This window comes from Paenibacillus sp. FSL W7-1088 (genome assembly GCF_037969855.1).
Taxonomy (GTDB): Bacteria; Bacillota; Bacilli; order Paenibacillales; family Paenibacillaceae; genus Paenibacillus.
This window is the reverse complement of record NZ_CP150216.1, coordinates 4,581,825-4,598,221: the sequence shown is the minus strand read 5'-3', so window position 1 is coordinate 4,598,221 and position 16,397 is coordinate 4,581,825. Positions and strand designations below refer to the sequence as shown.

The window sequence follows — 16,397 nt, the reverse complement described above, 5'->3', positions numbered from 1 at the left end:
GAAAAAAATGCGTTATAAGTCATTTCTTGACGTCATCCTGACACATTGGGCTGTTAAGATGCTGATAAATAACCAACTTATACAGTTACCCATTGGAGGAAAATAGAGATGAATAAAAAGACAAAAACATGGATGATCTCAGGCGCGGCAGCAATTGTTATTCTTGGAGGCGGAGGGTACTATTTCGCGAACAGTTACCTGGGCAACAACGTTGAGATTGAACAGGTGCTTCCTGTCAGCACTGCCGCGTCCACTACGGAAGCCGGATCGCACAGTGGTACAAGCGTATCCAACGTTGCAGCGGGAGCAGAGCAGTTAAATGGAGACTGGAACATCAGCGAAGGTTCAAAAGTATATTTCTCGGTCACGACATCCCAGGAGACGGTCAATTTTGCGGACGAGCAGGTCAGTGGTAACCTGACCCTTAATGTTGACGATGCGTCCCAGATGAAAGCGAATGGACAGATCGAGATGAGTGACATTGATTCAGGCAATAGCCAGCGGGATGGACATGTGAAAGAAGCAGATTACTTCGATGTTTCGACCTATCCACAAGCTACATTTACGGCTACCTCATTTGAAGGTGTACCCACGGAGTGGCCGGCAGGACAGACTGTAGACTTTAAAATGAACGGCACCCTAACGGTAAAAGGGATGGAGAAAGAGGTAACGTTTGATGTAAAAGCTGCTTATGAAAATGACCAGGTGTTGTTGTCCGCCACAACGATGGTTACCTTTGAAGATTTTGGTATGGAGAATCCACATTCGGTGGTCCTGTCTACTGAAAATGACATTCAGGTCCAACTGGAGCTGAAGCTCAGTAAATAAGCATTTGGGTATGTAAGGCTAAAATCTGTTCTAATCTGCCTAGTGAGGCGGAGGGACAGATTTTTTCTGTTAAGAATGGGAATCGATCCGCGATGAGCAAGGAATTACCATTCGATCTGTTAAAATAACTGCTGTTTCCTTGGCATAATACCGTGTCCTCGATTGTTGTAAAGCGCTTACAATAATAATGGTTTACAACATGCATTGTTCAAGTTGAACCAAACACGATAAGGGGGAGATCAAGCGTGCACAAAAGATACATAAGCGGCTGTCTCGTATTACTGATGTTGTTCTGTGATTTGAATTTGGCAGTTCGACCCGCAGCGGCAGCAGCGAAAGTAAACGTTGCGCTGAATAAGGCGGTTACGGTCAGCTCAGAGGATCTACAATGGGGGGGCAATAAAGAAAACGCGGTGGATGGTAAAGGAGATACAAAATGGAGTGCGAGCAGTCCTACTTCAATAGATCATCCGCATTGGCTGACGGTAAACTTGGGAGCTTCATACAACCTTTCCGGTTTGGAACTAACGTGGAAGGATGCAAATGAGGTTGTGAAGTTTTTGGTTGAAGTGTCTGAGGACGGAAATACATGGACACCTGTGGCAGATCACTCTGCCAATGATAAAGCGGAATCACAGGTCAATCTGGATTTCGAAGCAGAGGCGGTTCAGTATGTGAAGGTCACGATTCCTTATTATGCGGGTACCGACTGGTGGCCTGGCATTTCCGAGCTTCAAATCTGGGGGGAGGAAGAGGTGCGGAACCCGGCAGACATCGAGCATTATGATCAAGTCAACGTGTCTACTGTAAGTCGTACTGCTCCTGTTCTGCCAGAAAAAGTTACGGCACATTACAAGAACGGGAAATCGGGCCTAGTCCCGGTTGCATGGGAGGAAATTAATCCTTCACAATATGCATCAGCAGGCAGCTTTACTGTTACGGGTGACGTATATGGGGCTCCCATTCAACCTGAAGCTACCGTTACGGTAGAAGGATATCGCAGTGATTTTGTCAGAGGTGTGGATATTTCCACGTTAACAGCCATTGAGGATAATGGAGGTTATTATCTGGACAGTAATGGTGCAAAACGCGATCTGCTCGATATTCTCAAAGACCGTGGCGTGAACTATGTGCGGCTTCGGCTGTGGAATGATCCACAGAAATCCAATGGGTACAACGACAAGGAAGATGTGATTCGTCTGGCCCAGCGGGTAAAGGGGAAAGGTATGAAGGTTTTGCTCGACTTCCATTATTCTGATGAATGGGCACATCCGGGCCAACAGCTTCGTCCAAAGGCCTGGGAAAACCTCTCGTTCGAAGACCTGAAAACTGCGGTGTATAATTACACGCGTGAAGTGGTTGGAGACATGGAGAAAGCAGGCGCCATGCCCGACATGGTTCAGATTGGTAATGAAATCAACAGCGGTGTATTAAACGGGTTGAAAAGTGAAGTCAATTTTGATGAGAACGTAGCATTGCTTAAGCGTGGAGTGGACGGCGTTCGCGATGTCCCTGGTGGAGAACAGGTTCAAATTATGATCCATTTGGCTGAAGGAGGCAAAGCAGATACCTTTGATTGGTATTTCGGCGAATTGGAGAAACGGGATTTGAAATACGATATTATCGGGCTGTCCTATTATCCATTCTGGCATGGGACATTCGCAGATGTGCGCAAAACGATGAATGAAGTATCTGTGAAATATGGAAAAGAAGTCATTATTGCTGAGACGTCCTATCCATTCTCGTATAAAAACGGGGACGCTCATGGCAATATTATTGGCAATCCCGAAACGCTGAATGTCGGAGGGGCGACCTTCCCGGCAACCGTACAGGGACAATATGATGCGATTGCAGGCATTATGGACATGATCTCACAAGTTCCAAATCAGAAGGGAGCGGGGTTCTTCTATTGGGAACCGGCATGGATTGCGGCCAATGTAGGCTGGATTGCTTCCGAGGGAGACGCATGGGAGAATCACGCCATGTTCGATTATGACGAATATCCGGCGAATGGCGGTTACTCGTATGAAGGGCGTGCCCTGCCATCGCTGGATGTGTACAAACGCGGCCTGAACATTCTTCCCGCAGATCGGAAGGAGCTGTCGGCAGCGATTACACGTGCAAAGGCACTTGAATCCAGTGATTTTACCTCTGAAAGCTGGACCACACTCGCTCCAGCCATTGCAGCAGCCGAGAATACGTACAAATTGGCTTATACATCTGGTGGTGTAACCCAACAGGATACGGACGATGCGACTGCCGCTCTTCATGAGGTAATGCAGAAGCTTGATGTTATAGCGGCGAATCGGAATGCTCTCGAGGCGATCATTGCCGAAGCCAAAACATATAAACAAGCGGACTGGTCTGCTGCAACCTGGGCTGTTCTGACCAAGGCTCTTACTCGTGCAGAACAGATCATGGCAGATCCAAGAGCCACCCAGACCGAGGTGAATACGGCTGCAAAACAAGTGGAAGCAGCCATTCATGGTCTGTCCAATGTAGACAAAACCGAGCTGACACAGTTCATCGGTGAAACCCAGCAGCTGACCGAATCATCATATACACAGCGAAGCTGGGCAAACCTGAAAGCGGCATTGTCATCGGCTATCACAGTCAGAGACAAGCAGGATGCCATTCAAGCCGAAGTGCAGGAGGCTCTGACAACACTTCGAAAAGCCAATAACAATCTTGTTTTGCTGGAGGCGTTAACAACAGGTAAAACAGCTACCGCATCAAGCAGTGCCGGTACAGGTGGTGGAAAAGACAACTCGCCTGGGGGAGCGATTGACAGTGACCCCACTACTTCATGGGGAACAGACGAAAGTGTGCATAGTTGGTGGCAAGTGGATCTGGGGGCGACCGCTGTGATCCGCAAGCTGGAAATGTCCATGTGGAGTGGAGGCATTAAATACAAGATCGAAGTATCCAACGATAACAAGAACTTTGTCAAAGTCGTGGATACAACAAGTGATGTGGTTGTTTCCACCAGTCCGAGGCATATCCTGCCCGCAGGCACGGAGGCGCGTTATATTAAACTGACCATTACCGCTGGTTCTCAGTGGGTAGGCTTTATGGATTTTGAAGCTTACGGTATGTTCCCGGCGGACAAATCTGCGTTGGAGACTACAGTGAATTCCGCTGCGAAGCTGCATCAAAGTGATTACACGGCCGCAAGCTGGAAGGGGGTTGCACAGGCACTGTCGTTTGCTCGAGTGATTAAGGATGACTCAGAAGCCAGTGTACAGGAAATCAGTGCTGCGGATAACGCGTTGAAAGAGGCTATTAGTCAGCTTGTAAGGCAAGAGTCGACCCCGGGTCAGCCGTCACAGCCTGGTCAACCTGCGCAGCCTTCCACGCCTGGATCATCGCAGAATACTGGCAGTCCTCCTGTTACGCCACCTGTTGAATCCGGTAATCCGGGAGAAAGTGGTTCCGTTACATTCAAAGGGATAAGTACCGGGGTGAGCACCTATGTGATTCAACCTGATATGAAGCAGTTGTCTCAAACGATTGAAGGAATGGGAGCAGGGAGCAAAAAGTTAATCTTGATTGCAGATGTTCCTAAAGATGCAAAGGCTACGACCTTTCAGCTCAATGCAAATCAACTTCAGGAATGGGCACGTACTCAGGCATTACAGTCGCTGGAGCTGTCCATGAAACAGACATCTGTCCGCATCCCATTAAGTTTATTGAAGGATGCTCGTAGTGAAGATGGGGATACAATGGATATCGTTCTGGCCGAAGACTCCACAGCAAATCTGTCTGAAGCGCAAAAGAAAGCTGCTGGCAATCGCAACGTGGTCAGTGTGGATCTGTTGTTGAACGGACAGCCTTTACAGTGGACAGATAGATCCATTGAAATTGCGATGTCGAATGTGCAACATTCAAATGCAGAAGACGTTGTGCTGGTCATCCAATCCCTTTTGCCAAATGGTGAAATGAAACCAGTAACCTTTGCTCAATATGATGAAATGACCCAAAGTCTGGCTTTCAAGCCACTTGAATCAGGCCGTTTCGTGATTACTGAAGTGCAGGTGCCGTTAAATGATTTGCAATCCTACTCCTGGGCCATTAAAGAGGTTCAGAATCTGTATGGCAAAGGAATCATTTCAGGCATGACGGATACCCGATTCAGTCCGCAAGGTGAACTGACACGTGCACAATTTCTGCAAATGATCATGAAGGGTATTGGCGAATCACGTTTGCCGGATACATCCACTTCAGCTCCAATGGATGTGAAGAATGATCAGTGGTATTCAGATTCCGTACGCCTTGGTTTGGAGATGGGAATCGTGCAAGGCCGAGCAGACGGTTCGTTTGCAGCTAATGAACGTATTACCCGTGAGGACATGGCGGTGATGTTAAACCGTGCAATACAGATCATGAAGCAGAACACCAGTGCAGCCGTTGATTCAACACCTAACAGCACCGCATTTAATGATAACGCAGATATCGCTGAATATGCAAAACAAGCGGTTGCAGCGATGCAGGAGCAAGGCCTGCTTAAAGGAATGGCAGATGGCTCGTTTGCGCCTAAAATGCAAGCCAATCGTGCACAGGGTGCAGTGGCTGTAGCCAGAATGATGGAGCAGATCTATAAATTCTAATTGTATATATGATATAGGGATCGGGTCTTTCTGGCTCGATCCCTATGTTTATGGGTTTGAAATGGTAGACAGTTAGTAATCAATTCTGCTATGATTCCAATGATAATGATTACCATTATCACAAAAAGCATTGAATTATAGGGGGCATCATGTTTATGTTTAAATCCAAATCGATTCTTTCCATTTGCACATTATTCATTGTGTTTACGCTAGTTCTTGCGGGCTGCGGAAATGCAGGAAAGACAACGAATGAAACGAGGAACGGCTCAGGACAGACGACTGAGAATCAGGAATCCACTGGAACCGATACAGCTCAGAATGAATCGGCGGAAAGTGAAACACGCGAATATGAGACGGATAAAGGGACGGTTACTATTCCTGCACATCCGAAACGCATCGTGACCGATTACTACGGGGGCGAAATTCTGTCTGTAGGCGGTAATCTGATTGGTGTGGAGCCAAGTGCCTTTGATAATCCATTTATTAAGGACAAGCTCAAAGACACTTCAGATGTGGGTTATCCGGTGAACGTGGAGAAGACGCTGGAACTAGCGCCTGACTTAATCGTTGTGATGTATGATGATAACTACGAGGAACTTTCCAAAATTGCTCCAACCGTGCATATCCCATATGGTACAGCGACAGATATTTACAAGACCGTTGAGCTGTTTGGTGATTTGATCGGTCAACCGGAGCAGGCGAAGGCGTTCATTGCCGATTATGAGAAAAAGGCGGCAGACGGACGTGAGAAGCTGAAAGGCATCGTGGACGAAAATACGACCGTTGGATTATACGAGTTAACGGACAAAGGAGATCTGTGGATTTTTGGCGACAACGCAGGCCGGGGAGGACAAGTTGTATACAATGCTTTGAAGTTGAAAATGCCGAGCAAGGTAAGCAAAGACAATCAGACTGTACAGCTATCACTCGAAGTATTGCCTGAATACGCTACGGATTACATGTTCATGACGGTGTACGATCCTGAGAAAAAAGGCGAAGCGCTGAAGGAATTCAAACAGTCCAAAGTATGGAACGGTCTGGATGCGGTGAAGAATCACCGATTCTTCGAGAATGATTTTGACACATTCTATCGATATGATCCGATCGCCATTACAGCCCAGATTGATTTGTTTGTTGATCTGATCTTGAAGAGCGCTGAACAAAACAAATAAATGATGAATGTTGATTAACAACGAGATGACTCATAATGGTTTACGCTAGCGCTTCTCATAACATAAGCTAACCCATTATAAGGGGGAGTACCCATGTTGATGACACCACCCGCAACGAGTGGATTAAATAGGAAATTTAATTGATTAATAGCCTCGTTAAATTCATTTTGTGCATCGGTAATCGCCAGCTTTGAATAAACTTCTAACGACTTTCTGCTTTCATGATCAGAATAAGGTTGAATCAGCGCGTCATCAATGCTCTGCTTTTTTAGCCAGGCTAATTGAAAGTGACGTAATTTATGTGGTGACAGGTTTTGAGATAATTTGGATTCCTATGAATATTTGGCCAATATCTTGCGGATTTACCTGTCCGTGTACTTTTTCTTCCATGAGGACTCAATCAAAAATGCTTTTTTCTTCTTTTTCATCGGATCTGCGTGCATGGGCAGTAGTTCTTTGGAAGTCTGAAAATGGAACAATGCGATCTTTGCTACCCTTTCCTTTGTTGATTCGAATCTGGCAGTAAAGAAAATCGATGTCTGCCAGCTTGATGCTGGTTAACTCACTGACACTTGCATACATAAGGGTTTTCACGATCATCATGTCCTGAAAATTTTTGTCCTTTCAAAATCACTTCATAGTATCCTTTAATTCTTCTTCTGTCAGCACGTAAGGTAGCTTCTTTGATGATTTTGGAATCTCAATTTCAAGCTTGCTTCTTAATTGCTGAAACAAACTCTTTAAGTAAGCATAGTCCGGGTTCAGCGCGAAGATATTTCGCCAGTTCCCGGGCTTTCTTTTTTGCGGAAACGTTTTTCAATCACACCAGTTCACCTTCCAATGGAATTCTATCCTTCATGTCCAATCGGAATGTGCCATTCGTTATGAGGTTTTTGTCCCTCGCCCCAAATTTCTGCATTCGTACTTTGAAAATAGCGTTCACTACTTTGGAAATCGTGTTGCGAAGGTTATCCTTATGAATGAATTTGCGCCGGATGTAAAGGAGATCTTTATAGCTTTCACACACGATCACTGCCGCTAACAATCTATAAACCAGTATTTGTTCCCAAACCATAAAGAGATAAGAGCAACCGCTTTTGCAGGGTATCTCGATCTAATTCTCTCGATGGAATGGTCTTGAACAATTCTGTAAACGAAATACGTAAATTAGTTTCCTTCAATATATCCAACAAGCTTGTCATTGGCCAGCGGCGTGCCGCAGTGCAGAAAGCATTAGACAATGCGGCCAAACTTCTCCTCAAGGATCACTTGGAGAGTTGTGTTGTGGACGCTGTACACCACGGAAATCAAGAAAAGGTACTGTCCGATCTAAATAAAGCATTAGAAAATTACATTCGATAGGAAGTGGTTGCTTTGGCAAATGACTTAACGATAGATGACACCACTAACCGGATGGTGTCATCTACGCTGGTACTACCCCAAGTTGATGACTAAAATTTTTTCTGACGTCAGCTCGCATGGTTGTCTTGACAAACGGATCAGTGATCCATTATAATCGGATCACTGATCCAGATACAGCATTTGGTGACTGGATCAGTAAAATCCATAAGGTACAGCAATCTGTGCAAATGGGCCAGAGAAGCTGTCCAACACAATGAAAGGGTGTAAATTCATGAGAAAGCTTGAAGGTAAGGTTGCAGTCATCACGGGGGGCGCTACCGGCATCGGCCTCGCCGCAGCAAAACGATTTATCGAGGAGGGCGCCTTCGTCTTCATCTTCGGCCGCAGGCAGGAAGCGCTCGACTCCGCTGTGGCAGAACTTGGGCCCAATGCCCGCGCGGTGAAGGGCTCGGTCTCCGATCTGGCCGACCTCGACCGACTCTACGCGGCGGTGAAGTCCGAGCGCGGAACTCTTGACATCGTCTTCGCCAATGCCGGGGCGGGAAGCCAGCTTCCGCTCGGCGAGATCACCGCTGAGCACATTGACGAAGTCTTCGACACCAATGTGAAGGGTTCTATCTTCACTGTCCAGAAGGCGCTGCCGCTGATGGGCCAGGGAGGTTCGATCATCCTAACGGGATCGAGCGCTGGAACCACGGGCGCCCCGGCAATGAGCGCCTACAGTGCGAGTAAGGCGGCAGTGCGCAACCTCGCGCGGACCTGGGCGGAGGACCTGAAGGGCACCGGCATTCGGGTAAACGTACTATCGCCCGGAGCGACAGCAACCGAGCTCGCGAAGGAATCGCTAGGCGAGGAGGGCCAAAAAGTCTTCGCCTCGATGACTCCGCTCCAGCGCATGGCTGATCCGGCGGAGATTGGGGCGGTGGCCGCCTTTCTCGCATCATCGGACAGCAGCTTCATGACCGCCAGCGAGGTCGCCGTCGACGGCGGTCTAGCACAAATCTGACACGCTCGCCCGACCGGACACTCCATTCGATATGCGGAGCCCGTAGGGCGTGTAAACCAAAGGAGAAGAATATATGAGTTACGCAATTATTGGATTCGGTAAGATCGGCCAGGCTCTTGCTAAGGCGTTTGCCCGAAGTGGCATTGAAGTATCCGTTGCAACCACTCGCGACCCGGAAAGCTTTGCATCCGCTGCGGCCGCGATCGGACCAGAGATCATTCCCAAAAAATTGGCAGACGCCGTCAAGGCGGACATCATCTTTCTAGCTGTCCGTTTCGAGTCGCACCCCGATGTCGCGAAGGCGCTCCCCAATTGGCAGGGGAAGACCATCGTCGATGTAACCAATGCCTACGGTGTGCCTCCTGAGGAACTGGGAGGACAGCCTTCTTCCAAGTTCATCGCGCAGGCCTTCACTGGTGGACGATTGGTCAAGGGCTTCAACCATTTGGGGGCTGCCGTCCTTGAGCAAGATCCGGCTGTTCATGGTGGCAGGAGAGTCGTGTTCCTGGCGAGCGACGATGACGGCGCAGCAGCGGAGATTGGTGTGCTTGCGGAAAATCTCGGTTTCGCGCCGATCAAACTTGGCGGGCTTTCGGAAGGCGGACTGCTTGTGCAGGCGCGCGGAAATAGCTGGGGTCAACTGATCTTTAAGGATTTGTTCAAGCTCGACTGATGGATCGTGATCGCAAATTCCGATGCAATCTTGCCTCGTGGACAAGGGGCAGCCACAGTTTGATTGAAGTGGGGGCGACGCCGGTAGACAGACGATTGCCGATCATCTGGCGGAGGAAGATTGAATTTGATATAATGATTTCGATGGAATGTCCCAAAAACAAATCTTTTTGTGGTTTTTACAGATCAAGTTATAACTAGGCGTATGCCGAGAAAAGTCGCGTATTTTGAGTGGGGTGAAACATGATGCGAGCCGACGCCAGAAAAAATTACAGTCATCTACTTGCAGTCGCGCGTGACGTCGTCGCCGAGCATGGTGTTGATGCGTCCATGCGAGATATCGCCCGCCGTGCCGACGTTGGGTTGGCCACATTGCTTCGTCATTTCCCGACGCGGGAAGCCTTGTTCGAAGCGTTGCTGCGTACGAATCTGGAGGCACTGACGCAGAAGGCAGGCGAACTGGAAACGTCGAAACCACCTGACGAAGCGCTCGTGTCCTGGGTTCGCGAACAGGTGGCTTTCGTCCAAAGCTATAGCGGCGTTGTCGCCTTGATGGCGAGCGCCCACGCGGACCCGGACTCCGCACTTTATGCTACATGCGTAGCGGTGCACTCAGCAGGCGAGAGACTATTGCTCCGAGCTCAGACCGAGGGAACGGCTCGCGCCGATATGAATGGGGACGACTTGTTCGCCCTGATATCGGCGCTCGGCTGGCTTGTCGGCCAACCTTCATTCACGCCACGGACCGATCATCTCTTCAATGTTATCACGAGTGCCATCTATGCTACCGGAAAATAGCACCCTCCCTGGAGGCCTTAGAGTCTTTCATTGTCGAAATGAAAAGCAAATTCAAATCTGAATAATGTCCTGCAGTTGGCGGCATGCCTCTTTCAGATCGATGCATAAATAAAATCCCGCCAGTACTGGCGGGATTTTATTTTGCTAGGACGAAGCGCCATATTATTATTGCTGAAAATGAATCTTTACTTGCGTAATTTTCGGTTGCGTCTGCGATACTTTGTGTTTCGCTTTAAAATTCTTCTTGATTGCATGTTTAAATCGGGTGGACACAGAGGCAGCTGCAGGCGAGTTCAACCGTTTCTTTCGCACCCTGGAAATCCTTGCACCAAGGAATACCCTTTCCCCATTCGACTACGTGATTCACCATTTCCATCCATTGTTGTTGCATTTGTATTCCTCCTCATTACGATTTTGTTACAATATTCTTTTATCAAAATCTTTAAAGACTCCTAACAGAGATGCGAGAATTTTAAATTTTTTGATGAATATAGCGTATCCTTCCTTATAAGCACCTCCGATTCTGTATATTCCAGGATTCCATCGCTACTGTGTCTAACCATTCAGGTGCCTGTTTTTCCCGTTATCTAAATAAAGCGAAAAGTTCAAAGTTTACTCCAAAAATCTCAAAAAATATGAGTACCGCAAAAAATTAGGCAGAACTGGCCAACGTGTTACGCGGGGAGCTCGTAGGCTTGATCGAGTCATTTTATGCCTACCGAGCGAACCGGTTCGATTATATAGCTGCCTCTCGATTTATCCATAGAAAATGGACATGCTTTAAGGCTTCGGCCTAAGGTAGGTCTTTTTTTGATGTAAAAAGCAAAAAAAAGTTGTTAATGTCATATTGACAATATCAAATCCGTTTGTTATCATTTCGATAATATCATAATGACAATATTAAGAAATGGGGAATGAGCGATGTTTGGATTCCGATTTGTGAAGTTTCAACCCAGTGAGTACGTAATGAAAGTGAAGAATGGGCAGGTACAGCGTCAAGGTGTAGGTTTATCCTTTTATTATTATGAGCCAACGACATCGGTGGTGGTTCTGCCTGTATCTTCGGTGGATGTTCCCTTTATGTTCGAAGAAATAACAGCCGATTATCAAACGGTTACCGTTCAGGGTCAACTGAGCTATCGTATCGTTGATTATATGAAAATCACCCAAAGCTTGAACTACACGTACAATTTGCGCAAAAACAGATATATTTCCGACGATCCTGGCAAGTTGGATCAACGTGTAATTACGATCGCCAAGGTGCTGACCAAAAAACATCTGGAGCAAATGCCGCTGAAGGAAGCCATTCAATCGAGTGAACGGCTGGCCAGCAGCATGAAACGGGAAGTGGTGCAGAGTGAGGAACTGGAGAAATTGGGCGTAGAACTGATGAGTTTGTCCATTCTGGCTATTTTGCCCAATAAAGAGACGATGCGTGCACTGGAAGCACAAGCGCGGGAAGAGATTTTGCGTCAAGCCGACGAAGCACTGTATGTACGTCGCAATGCATCCATTGAACAGGAGCGGAAAGTGAAGGAGAATGAGCTAAACACGGAAATTGCCGTGGTGACGAAGAAACAGCAGATTCGAGAAACGCAATTACATGCCGAGCGTTCGGTGAAACAGAAACAAAATGAGATGGAACAGGAACAGCTCCAATTCAATACCGCGATGGAAGAACGGAAGCAACAGCTCATTGAATTAACGATTGCCAATCAGAATGCCGAAGCCGATGCCAAAGCCTATGAAATTGCTGCCGTGATGAACTCGTTACAACAGGTGGAACCTAGCGTGCTGCAGGCAATGGCTAACATGGGTATGAACTCGGATAAACTGATTGCCCTTGCATTCCAGGAACTGGCTGAGAATGCCGGGAAAATTGGACAGCTTAACATTTCGCCGGATCTGTTGCAAGGATTGATGAATCCACCGACAAGAGAGCAGGGAGGTCGGGCACGATGAGACTTGGGAAGGCAAGCCAGACTGTAGCTGCACACACTGGGGGAGGAGAACCCATGACCGAATACAAGTTGATTCTGGTCAAACGCAGAACAAGGCTGGAAGAATTGGTGGTCCGCTATAATACGGTCCAACAAGCCCAATTCTACATTGAACGCTTGGGAGCAGACTTCAGTGATTACCTGGAGGAGGACAGACGTTATCATCATTCCGTGCAGCAGGCTCAGCAGCAGCTCAGCCAACTGGGGCGGGTTCAGACCATTGATCGGGAACATGTGCCCAATTTTATTTTTGGAGCACAGGACATTGTGGTAGTGATCGGACAGGACGGACTGGTTGCCAATACACTCAAGTATGTAACCGAGCAGCCGCTCATTGGTGTAAACCCTGATCCCATGCGTTGGGATGGGGTACTGCTGCCATTTACGGTGGAGGATCTGAGCTTCCTAATTCCTGATGTTATTCGTAAACGGCGCTCCCTGAAAGAAGTGACTCTGGCCAAAGTGGAGCTCAATGACGGGCAGTATCTCTATGGCGTCAACGATCTGTTCATTGGCCGTAAGACGCATGTATCCGCTCGTTATGAAGTTCGCATGGGTTCATCGGTAGAACAACAATCCTCCAGCGGAGTGATTGTATCCACGGGAATGGGATCGACGGGCTGGTTCAAAAGTGTGCTGGCAGGTGCTGCTGGAGTTGTGGGTTCGGAAGCGTGGCAGCATATCCAAGCGGGTGAAGCGTTCATCTCCGATAGAGACAGCAAAAGCTCTCATTCAACCTCGAACTCTAGAAGGAAAATTTATTCAGAATCATATATCGCTGCGACATCATCTGCACAGGGGAGTATGAGCGGCATGAATCACTTCGGCTGGGACGCGCCTTATCTGTATTATACAGTACGTGAACCTTTCCCCAGCCGGACGACAGCAGCCAATCTCGTGTTTGGACAGATTCATCCGAAACAGCCTTTACAGATTGTCTCCCAGATGCCGGAGGATGGCGTTATTTTCAGTGACGGGGTAGAACAGGACTTTCTCGAATTTAATTCCGGGGTAGAAGCTACTATAGGTATAGCGGAGAAGCGTGGGCGGCTGGTAGTCTGACCTTTATTTCCAAACCGTTTTTGGTCATGTCCCCTGTTTTTGTTCTCTATGCTCCGGTTAATGGAGTGATAGATCATATATGAACATGAGAGGGGTCATCCCGGATGTGGACTGCATTCATGTGGGGCGGCATCTCCGCCTCGGCTGTTGTCATTGGAGCACTTGCCGCGCTATTTCTGAAAATTCCGAAACGAGTTATTGGCTGGATTATGGCTTTTGGTACAGGGACCCTGATTGGTGCAGCCGCATTTGAATTGATTGGGGATGCGCTCAATGATGGGGGGATTGTGCCGACGGCGATTGGATTTACCTCAGGGGCCGTAGTGTACACGCTGTTCGATTTGCTCATTTCCAGTAAAGGAGGAGCCGGGCGCAAGCGTTCGGAAAACGCCGGTAACGGAGATTCCAGCCAGAGCGGACTTGGTATTTTTGCAGGGACGGTTATGGATGCCATTCCCGAATCGATCATGCTGGGGGCCAGTCTACTCGCCGGGAACGGTGTCAGTGTGGTGTTGGTTGTTTCTATCTTTGTCAGCAATATTCCTGAGGGCCTCTCCAGTACGGTTGGATTACAACGCAATAAATACACCCGCTCCAGAATTATCCTCATGTGGCTGGGTGTACTGATCATCTCTGCACTTGCAGCTTTGGGCGGATATTTGTTCCTGGAGCAGCTTCCTGATGAGATGGCCGCGGCTATTGGGGCATTTGCCGGAGGGGGCATTATTGCGATGATCTGTTCCACCATGATGCCGGAAGCGTTCGAAGAAGGTGGGCCGGTAGTAGGTTTTATCGCTTCGATGGGATTGCTTGTATCCCTTTTGCTTGACCTTTGATTCATTCAGTTATATGGGAGAGAAGAGTACCTTTCGGATGATGATCTGGAATAAGGTGCTCTTTTTTTACGCTGTGTTTTCTTGTGCTAAGCACTGGAGTTACATATAATTTTAGGTAGAACAACTGGCAAATGTTGAGTGATTGCTTTTAGCGATGGTTAATATGCAGGGGAAAGGCGGGGATTAAAAATGAAACGTTTCGAGGATGAAGGCGCTTATAAATACAGCTTCTACGCTGTTCTTCGCCGGGGAGAGCAGGTCGATGTGAAATGTAAATCATGCGGCGGGCATGCCTTTATTGTCATAGAAGAAGATCATTTGGCATGGAAATGTTTGCAGTGTTACGCTCATGGAATTCAAGGGACGGAATACGATTACATGGCCAAGAACAATTGCGTCCGATGTGAGCGCTGGTTCAATGTTGAAGTGACGGATGAGAAAAAGATAACTCACAAAGCGTCACATATCGAATGCCCGCACTGCGGGACTATTAATCATGTCGAATTACATAAAAAGCGAGCATACCAAGAGTGTTATCCCGATATTCAGGATGGGTGCGATCCTGTGTTTAATATGGAATTGTATTTTCTAGACTATATCAGAGGTAAGGTGCTGTGGGCTGTTAATCGGGAGCATTTAAACTATCTGATCTCATATATTTCGGCTGATTTGCGCGTGAAACCTGGAAATGTACCTTTGAAGACGGCTTCACATTCCATCCCAGCTTATATCAAGAACGCCAAGAACAGGGAGCTAGTTGTCCGCATGTTGACCAAACTTCAGCATAAGACTGGATAAACGGGGATATGGCGAGGCGTAACGTTAAGGAGGACAAACATGAAATTCCGTTTAAAGATTACGATATTTGCAGTGATCATAGGCATATTACTCATTCCAACTTATTTCATTTTACAGACGTATGGTGTGTTTCAAAAAGAGAAGGTACTCTCTGATTATGCTCTGGCTGTCGACGTGAATGGCAAATCCTATGAAGCCTGGCCGCTCATCAACAGTTTTGCGGCCATGGATAAGGAGGAAGACAACAGGCAGTTGTATTACCGTGTAGATATGAATCATATTCAATATCTTTTTCACATCGCGTATCAGGAGTTTGATGTTAAACCGAGTGAAGAGAATCCCTATCTGGCGGGTAAAGTGAGCTATCACTCCACAGAAAATGAATATGTAAAATCCGAAAAGCAATATACCAATGCCAACGATTTTACAACGGCGTTGAATTTTTATAATAAGGACAAAGAGGTGATTTATACTTATCAAAATACTGGAAAAGGGGATGGAAAGCTGGTCCAATCCATTATTCATCAGGGGATGAGTCGTTCTAGCAATGGAGGCAGCGAAGCTGCTCGTGATCCTTATATCAACGTTACGGCTTTGTTCCGTGATAAGTTAGGCATCGATGTGAAGCTGGATGTGGATGAAGAACATAAAGTTGTAACCATTCGAATGAATAAAGCGGAGGCGAGATGATGAATTTATTTGGTGTACATAAAGGACCTACCTATTTGGAAGGTTTGGTTCGGGAGATTTCGGATGTTCAGACTCATGAAGTCGAATGGAAAGGCAAATTGCAAACGAGCGATGGACATGACAAGTTCCATATTTTTTATTATGGTGACTTAACCGATGATGATCTGATAACCTGGCATGATTCGACACCACTCATTGTATATGCAGAGCATACCTTAACAGGGGAACGTTACTTACTCATCGATTCAGCCAAACACGGTTATGATGCCATGCTGTGTGAGACATATCCAGAGGAAGACCTGAATAACAGGCCGCTACGTCCCTATCTGGACGTCGAAGGGGAAGACATATTTGAAGTACAGCTATCTGCCTTTTACAACGTACCGTGGGATGATGAGTTCGGGGAAGATGTGGATGAAGACGGAACCTACGAATTAGTTACGGGAGAGCGCAAGGATTTTGAGCAGGTGAAACGTGACGGATATGATGCATTTGCCATTAGCATTGTAAACCGCAAGGGTGTACTAACCGAAATTGTGCAGGAAGAATTGGCCTAGCCTTAACCT

General features: G+C 47.3%; 17 protein-coding genes. 13 read left to right on the top strand and 4 right to left on the bottom strand.

Annotation, left to right across the window (positions count from 1 at the left end):
- The first annotated feature begins 108 nt into the window (after nucleotides 1-108).
- The 3 genes from MKY42_RS20675 (at nucleotide 109) to MKY42_RS20665 (ending at nucleotide 6,607) form a co-directional block, all read left to right on the top strand.
- Nucleotides 109-828: a YceI family protein gene (locus MKY42_RS20675; RefSeq protein WP_090900366.1), complete on the top strand. Its 720-nt coding sequence runs from the start codon at nucleotides 109-111 to the stop codon at nucleotides 826-828.
- 245 nt (nucleotides 829-1,073) lie between these two features.
- Nucleotides 1,074-5,435, top strand: a complete 4,362-nt coding sequence (locus MKY42_RS20670; protein ID WP_339844316.1) for a glycosyl hydrolase 53 family protein — start codon at nucleotides 1,074-1,076, stop codon at nucleotides 5,433-5,435.
- Nucleotides 5,436-5,590: 155 nt separating this feature from the next.
- Nucleotides 5,591-6,607, top strand: a complete 1,017-nt coding sequence (locus MKY42_RS20665; protein ID WP_339844313.1) for an iron-hydroxamate ABC transporter substrate-binding protein — start codon at nucleotides 5,591-5,593, stop codon at nucleotides 6,605-6,607.
- Nucleotides 6,608-6,621: 14 nt separating this feature from the next.
- Here MKY42_RS20665 and MKY42_RS20660 read toward each other — a convergent pair whose 3' ends face one another.
- The 3 genes from MKY42_RS20660 to MKY42_RS20650 all read right to left on the bottom strand — a co-directional run bounded on the left by MKY42_RS20660 (nucleotide 6,622) and on the right by MKY42_RS20650 (nucleotide 7,809).
- Nucleotides 6,622-6,918: a hypothetical protein gene (locus tag MKY42_RS20660; protein ID WP_339853014.1), complete on the bottom strand. Its 297-nt coding sequence runs from the start codon at nucleotides 6,916-6,918 to the stop codon at nucleotides 6,622-6,624.
- Between the two features lie 85 nt (nucleotides 6,919-7,003).
- Nucleotides 7,004-7,210 (bottom strand): hypothetical protein, encoded by a 207-nt coding sequence (locus MKY42_RS20655; protein ID WP_339844310.1) that lies wholly within the window; start codon nucleotides 7,208-7,210, stop codon nucleotides 7,004-7,006.
- Nucleotides 7,211-7,653: 443 nt separating this feature from the next.
- Nucleotides 7,654-7,809, bottom strand: coding sequence for a Tn3 family transposase (locus MKY42_RS20650; RefSeq protein ID WP_257031355.1), 156 nt, complete (start codon nucleotides 7,807-7,809; stop codon nucleotides 7,654-7,656).
- Here MKY42_RS20650 and MKY42_RS20645 point away from each other — a divergent pair.
- The 4 genes from MKY42_RS20645 to MKY42_RS20630 all read left to right on the top strand — a co-directional run bounded on the left by MKY42_RS20645 (nucleotide 7,739) and on the right by MKY42_RS20630 (nucleotide 10,445).
- On the top strand, nucleotides 7,739-7,969 hold the full coding sequence (locus MKY42_RS20645; protein WP_179264106.1) for a metal-sensing transcriptional repressor: 231 nt from the start codon (nucleotides 7,739-7,741) through the stop codon (nucleotides 7,967-7,969). The genes MKY42_RS20650 and MKY42_RS20645 overlap by 71 nt on opposite strands.
- A gap of 271 nt (nucleotides 7,970-8,240) precedes the next feature.
- Entirely contained in the window at nucleotides 8,241-8,975 is a 735-nt protein-coding gene (locus MKY42_RS20640; protein ID WP_179264108.1) for an SDR family oxidoreductase, read from the top strand.
- A gap of 73 nt (nucleotides 8,976-9,048) precedes the next feature.
- On the top strand, nucleotides 9,049-9,648 hold the full coding sequence (locus tag MKY42_RS20635; protein WP_179264110.1) for an NADPH-dependent F420 reductase: 600 nt from the start codon (nucleotides 9,049-9,051) through the stop codon (nucleotides 9,646-9,648).
- A 242-nt stretch (nucleotides 9,649-9,890) separates the two neighbouring features.
- Nucleotides 9,891-10,445 carry a helix-turn-helix domain-containing protein gene (locus tag MKY42_RS20630; protein ID WP_339844305.1) on the top strand — a complete coding sequence of 185 codons (555 nt, stop codon included), beginning with the start codon at nucleotides 9,891-9,893 and terminating at the stop codon, nucleotides 10,443-10,445.
- A gap of 256 nt (nucleotides 10,446-10,701) precedes the next feature.
- Here MKY42_RS20630 and MKY42_RS20625 read toward each other — a convergent pair whose 3' ends face one another.
- Nucleotides 10,702-10,836: a hypothetical protein gene (locus MKY42_RS20625; protein ID WP_339844302.1), complete on the bottom strand. Its 135-nt coding sequence runs from the start codon at nucleotides 10,834-10,836 to the stop codon at nucleotides 10,702-10,704.
- Nucleotides 10,837-11,366: 530 nt separating this feature from the next.
- Here MKY42_RS20625 and MKY42_RS20620 point away from each other — a divergent pair.
- The 6 genes from MKY42_RS20620 (at nucleotide 11,367) to MKY42_RS20595 (ending at nucleotide 16,388) form a co-directional block, all read left to right on the top strand.
- Entirely contained in the window at nucleotides 11,367-12,407 is a 1,041-nt protein-coding gene (locus MKY42_RS20620; RefSeq protein WP_339844300.1) for an SPFH domain-containing protein, read from the top strand.
- The gene (locus tag MKY42_RS20615) at nucleotides 12,404-13,507 is read left to right on the top strand and encodes a sugar kinase (RefSeq protein ID WP_339844298.1); all 1,104 of its coding nucleotides are present in this window, start codon (nucleotides 12,404-12,406) and stop codon (nucleotides 13,505-13,507) included. The genes MKY42_RS20620 and MKY42_RS20615 overlap by 4 nt, the downstream gene beginning before the upstream one ends.
- A 104-nt stretch (nucleotides 13,508-13,611) precedes the next feature.
- Nucleotides 13,612-14,343 carry a hypothetical protein gene (locus tag MKY42_RS20610; protein ID WP_090900344.1) on the top strand — a complete coding sequence of 244 codons (732 nt, stop codon included), beginning with the start codon at nucleotides 13,612-13,614 and terminating at the stop codon, nucleotides 14,341-14,343.
- A 189-nt stretch (nucleotides 14,344-14,532) separates the two neighbouring features.
- Nucleotides 14,533-15,141 carry a hypothetical protein gene (locus MKY42_RS20605; RefSeq protein ID WP_179264116.1) on the top strand — a complete coding sequence of 203 codons (609 nt, stop codon included), beginning with the start codon at nucleotides 14,533-14,535 and terminating at the stop codon, nucleotides 15,139-15,141.
- A 39-nt stretch (nucleotides 15,142-15,180) separates the two neighbouring features.
- The gene (locus MKY42_RS20600; RefSeq protein WP_179264118.1) at nucleotides 15,181-15,831 is read left to right on the top strand and encodes a hypothetical protein; all 651 of its coding nucleotides are present in this window, start codon (nucleotides 15,181-15,183) and stop codon (nucleotides 15,829-15,831) included.
- Entirely contained in the window at nucleotides 15,828-16,388 is a 561-nt protein-coding gene (locus MKY42_RS20595) for a hypothetical protein (RefSeq protein ID WP_257031357.1), read from the top strand. The genes MKY42_RS20600 and MKY42_RS20595 overlap by 4 nt, the downstream gene beginning before the upstream one ends.
- Nucleotides 16,389-16,397: the final 9 nt, after the last annotated feature.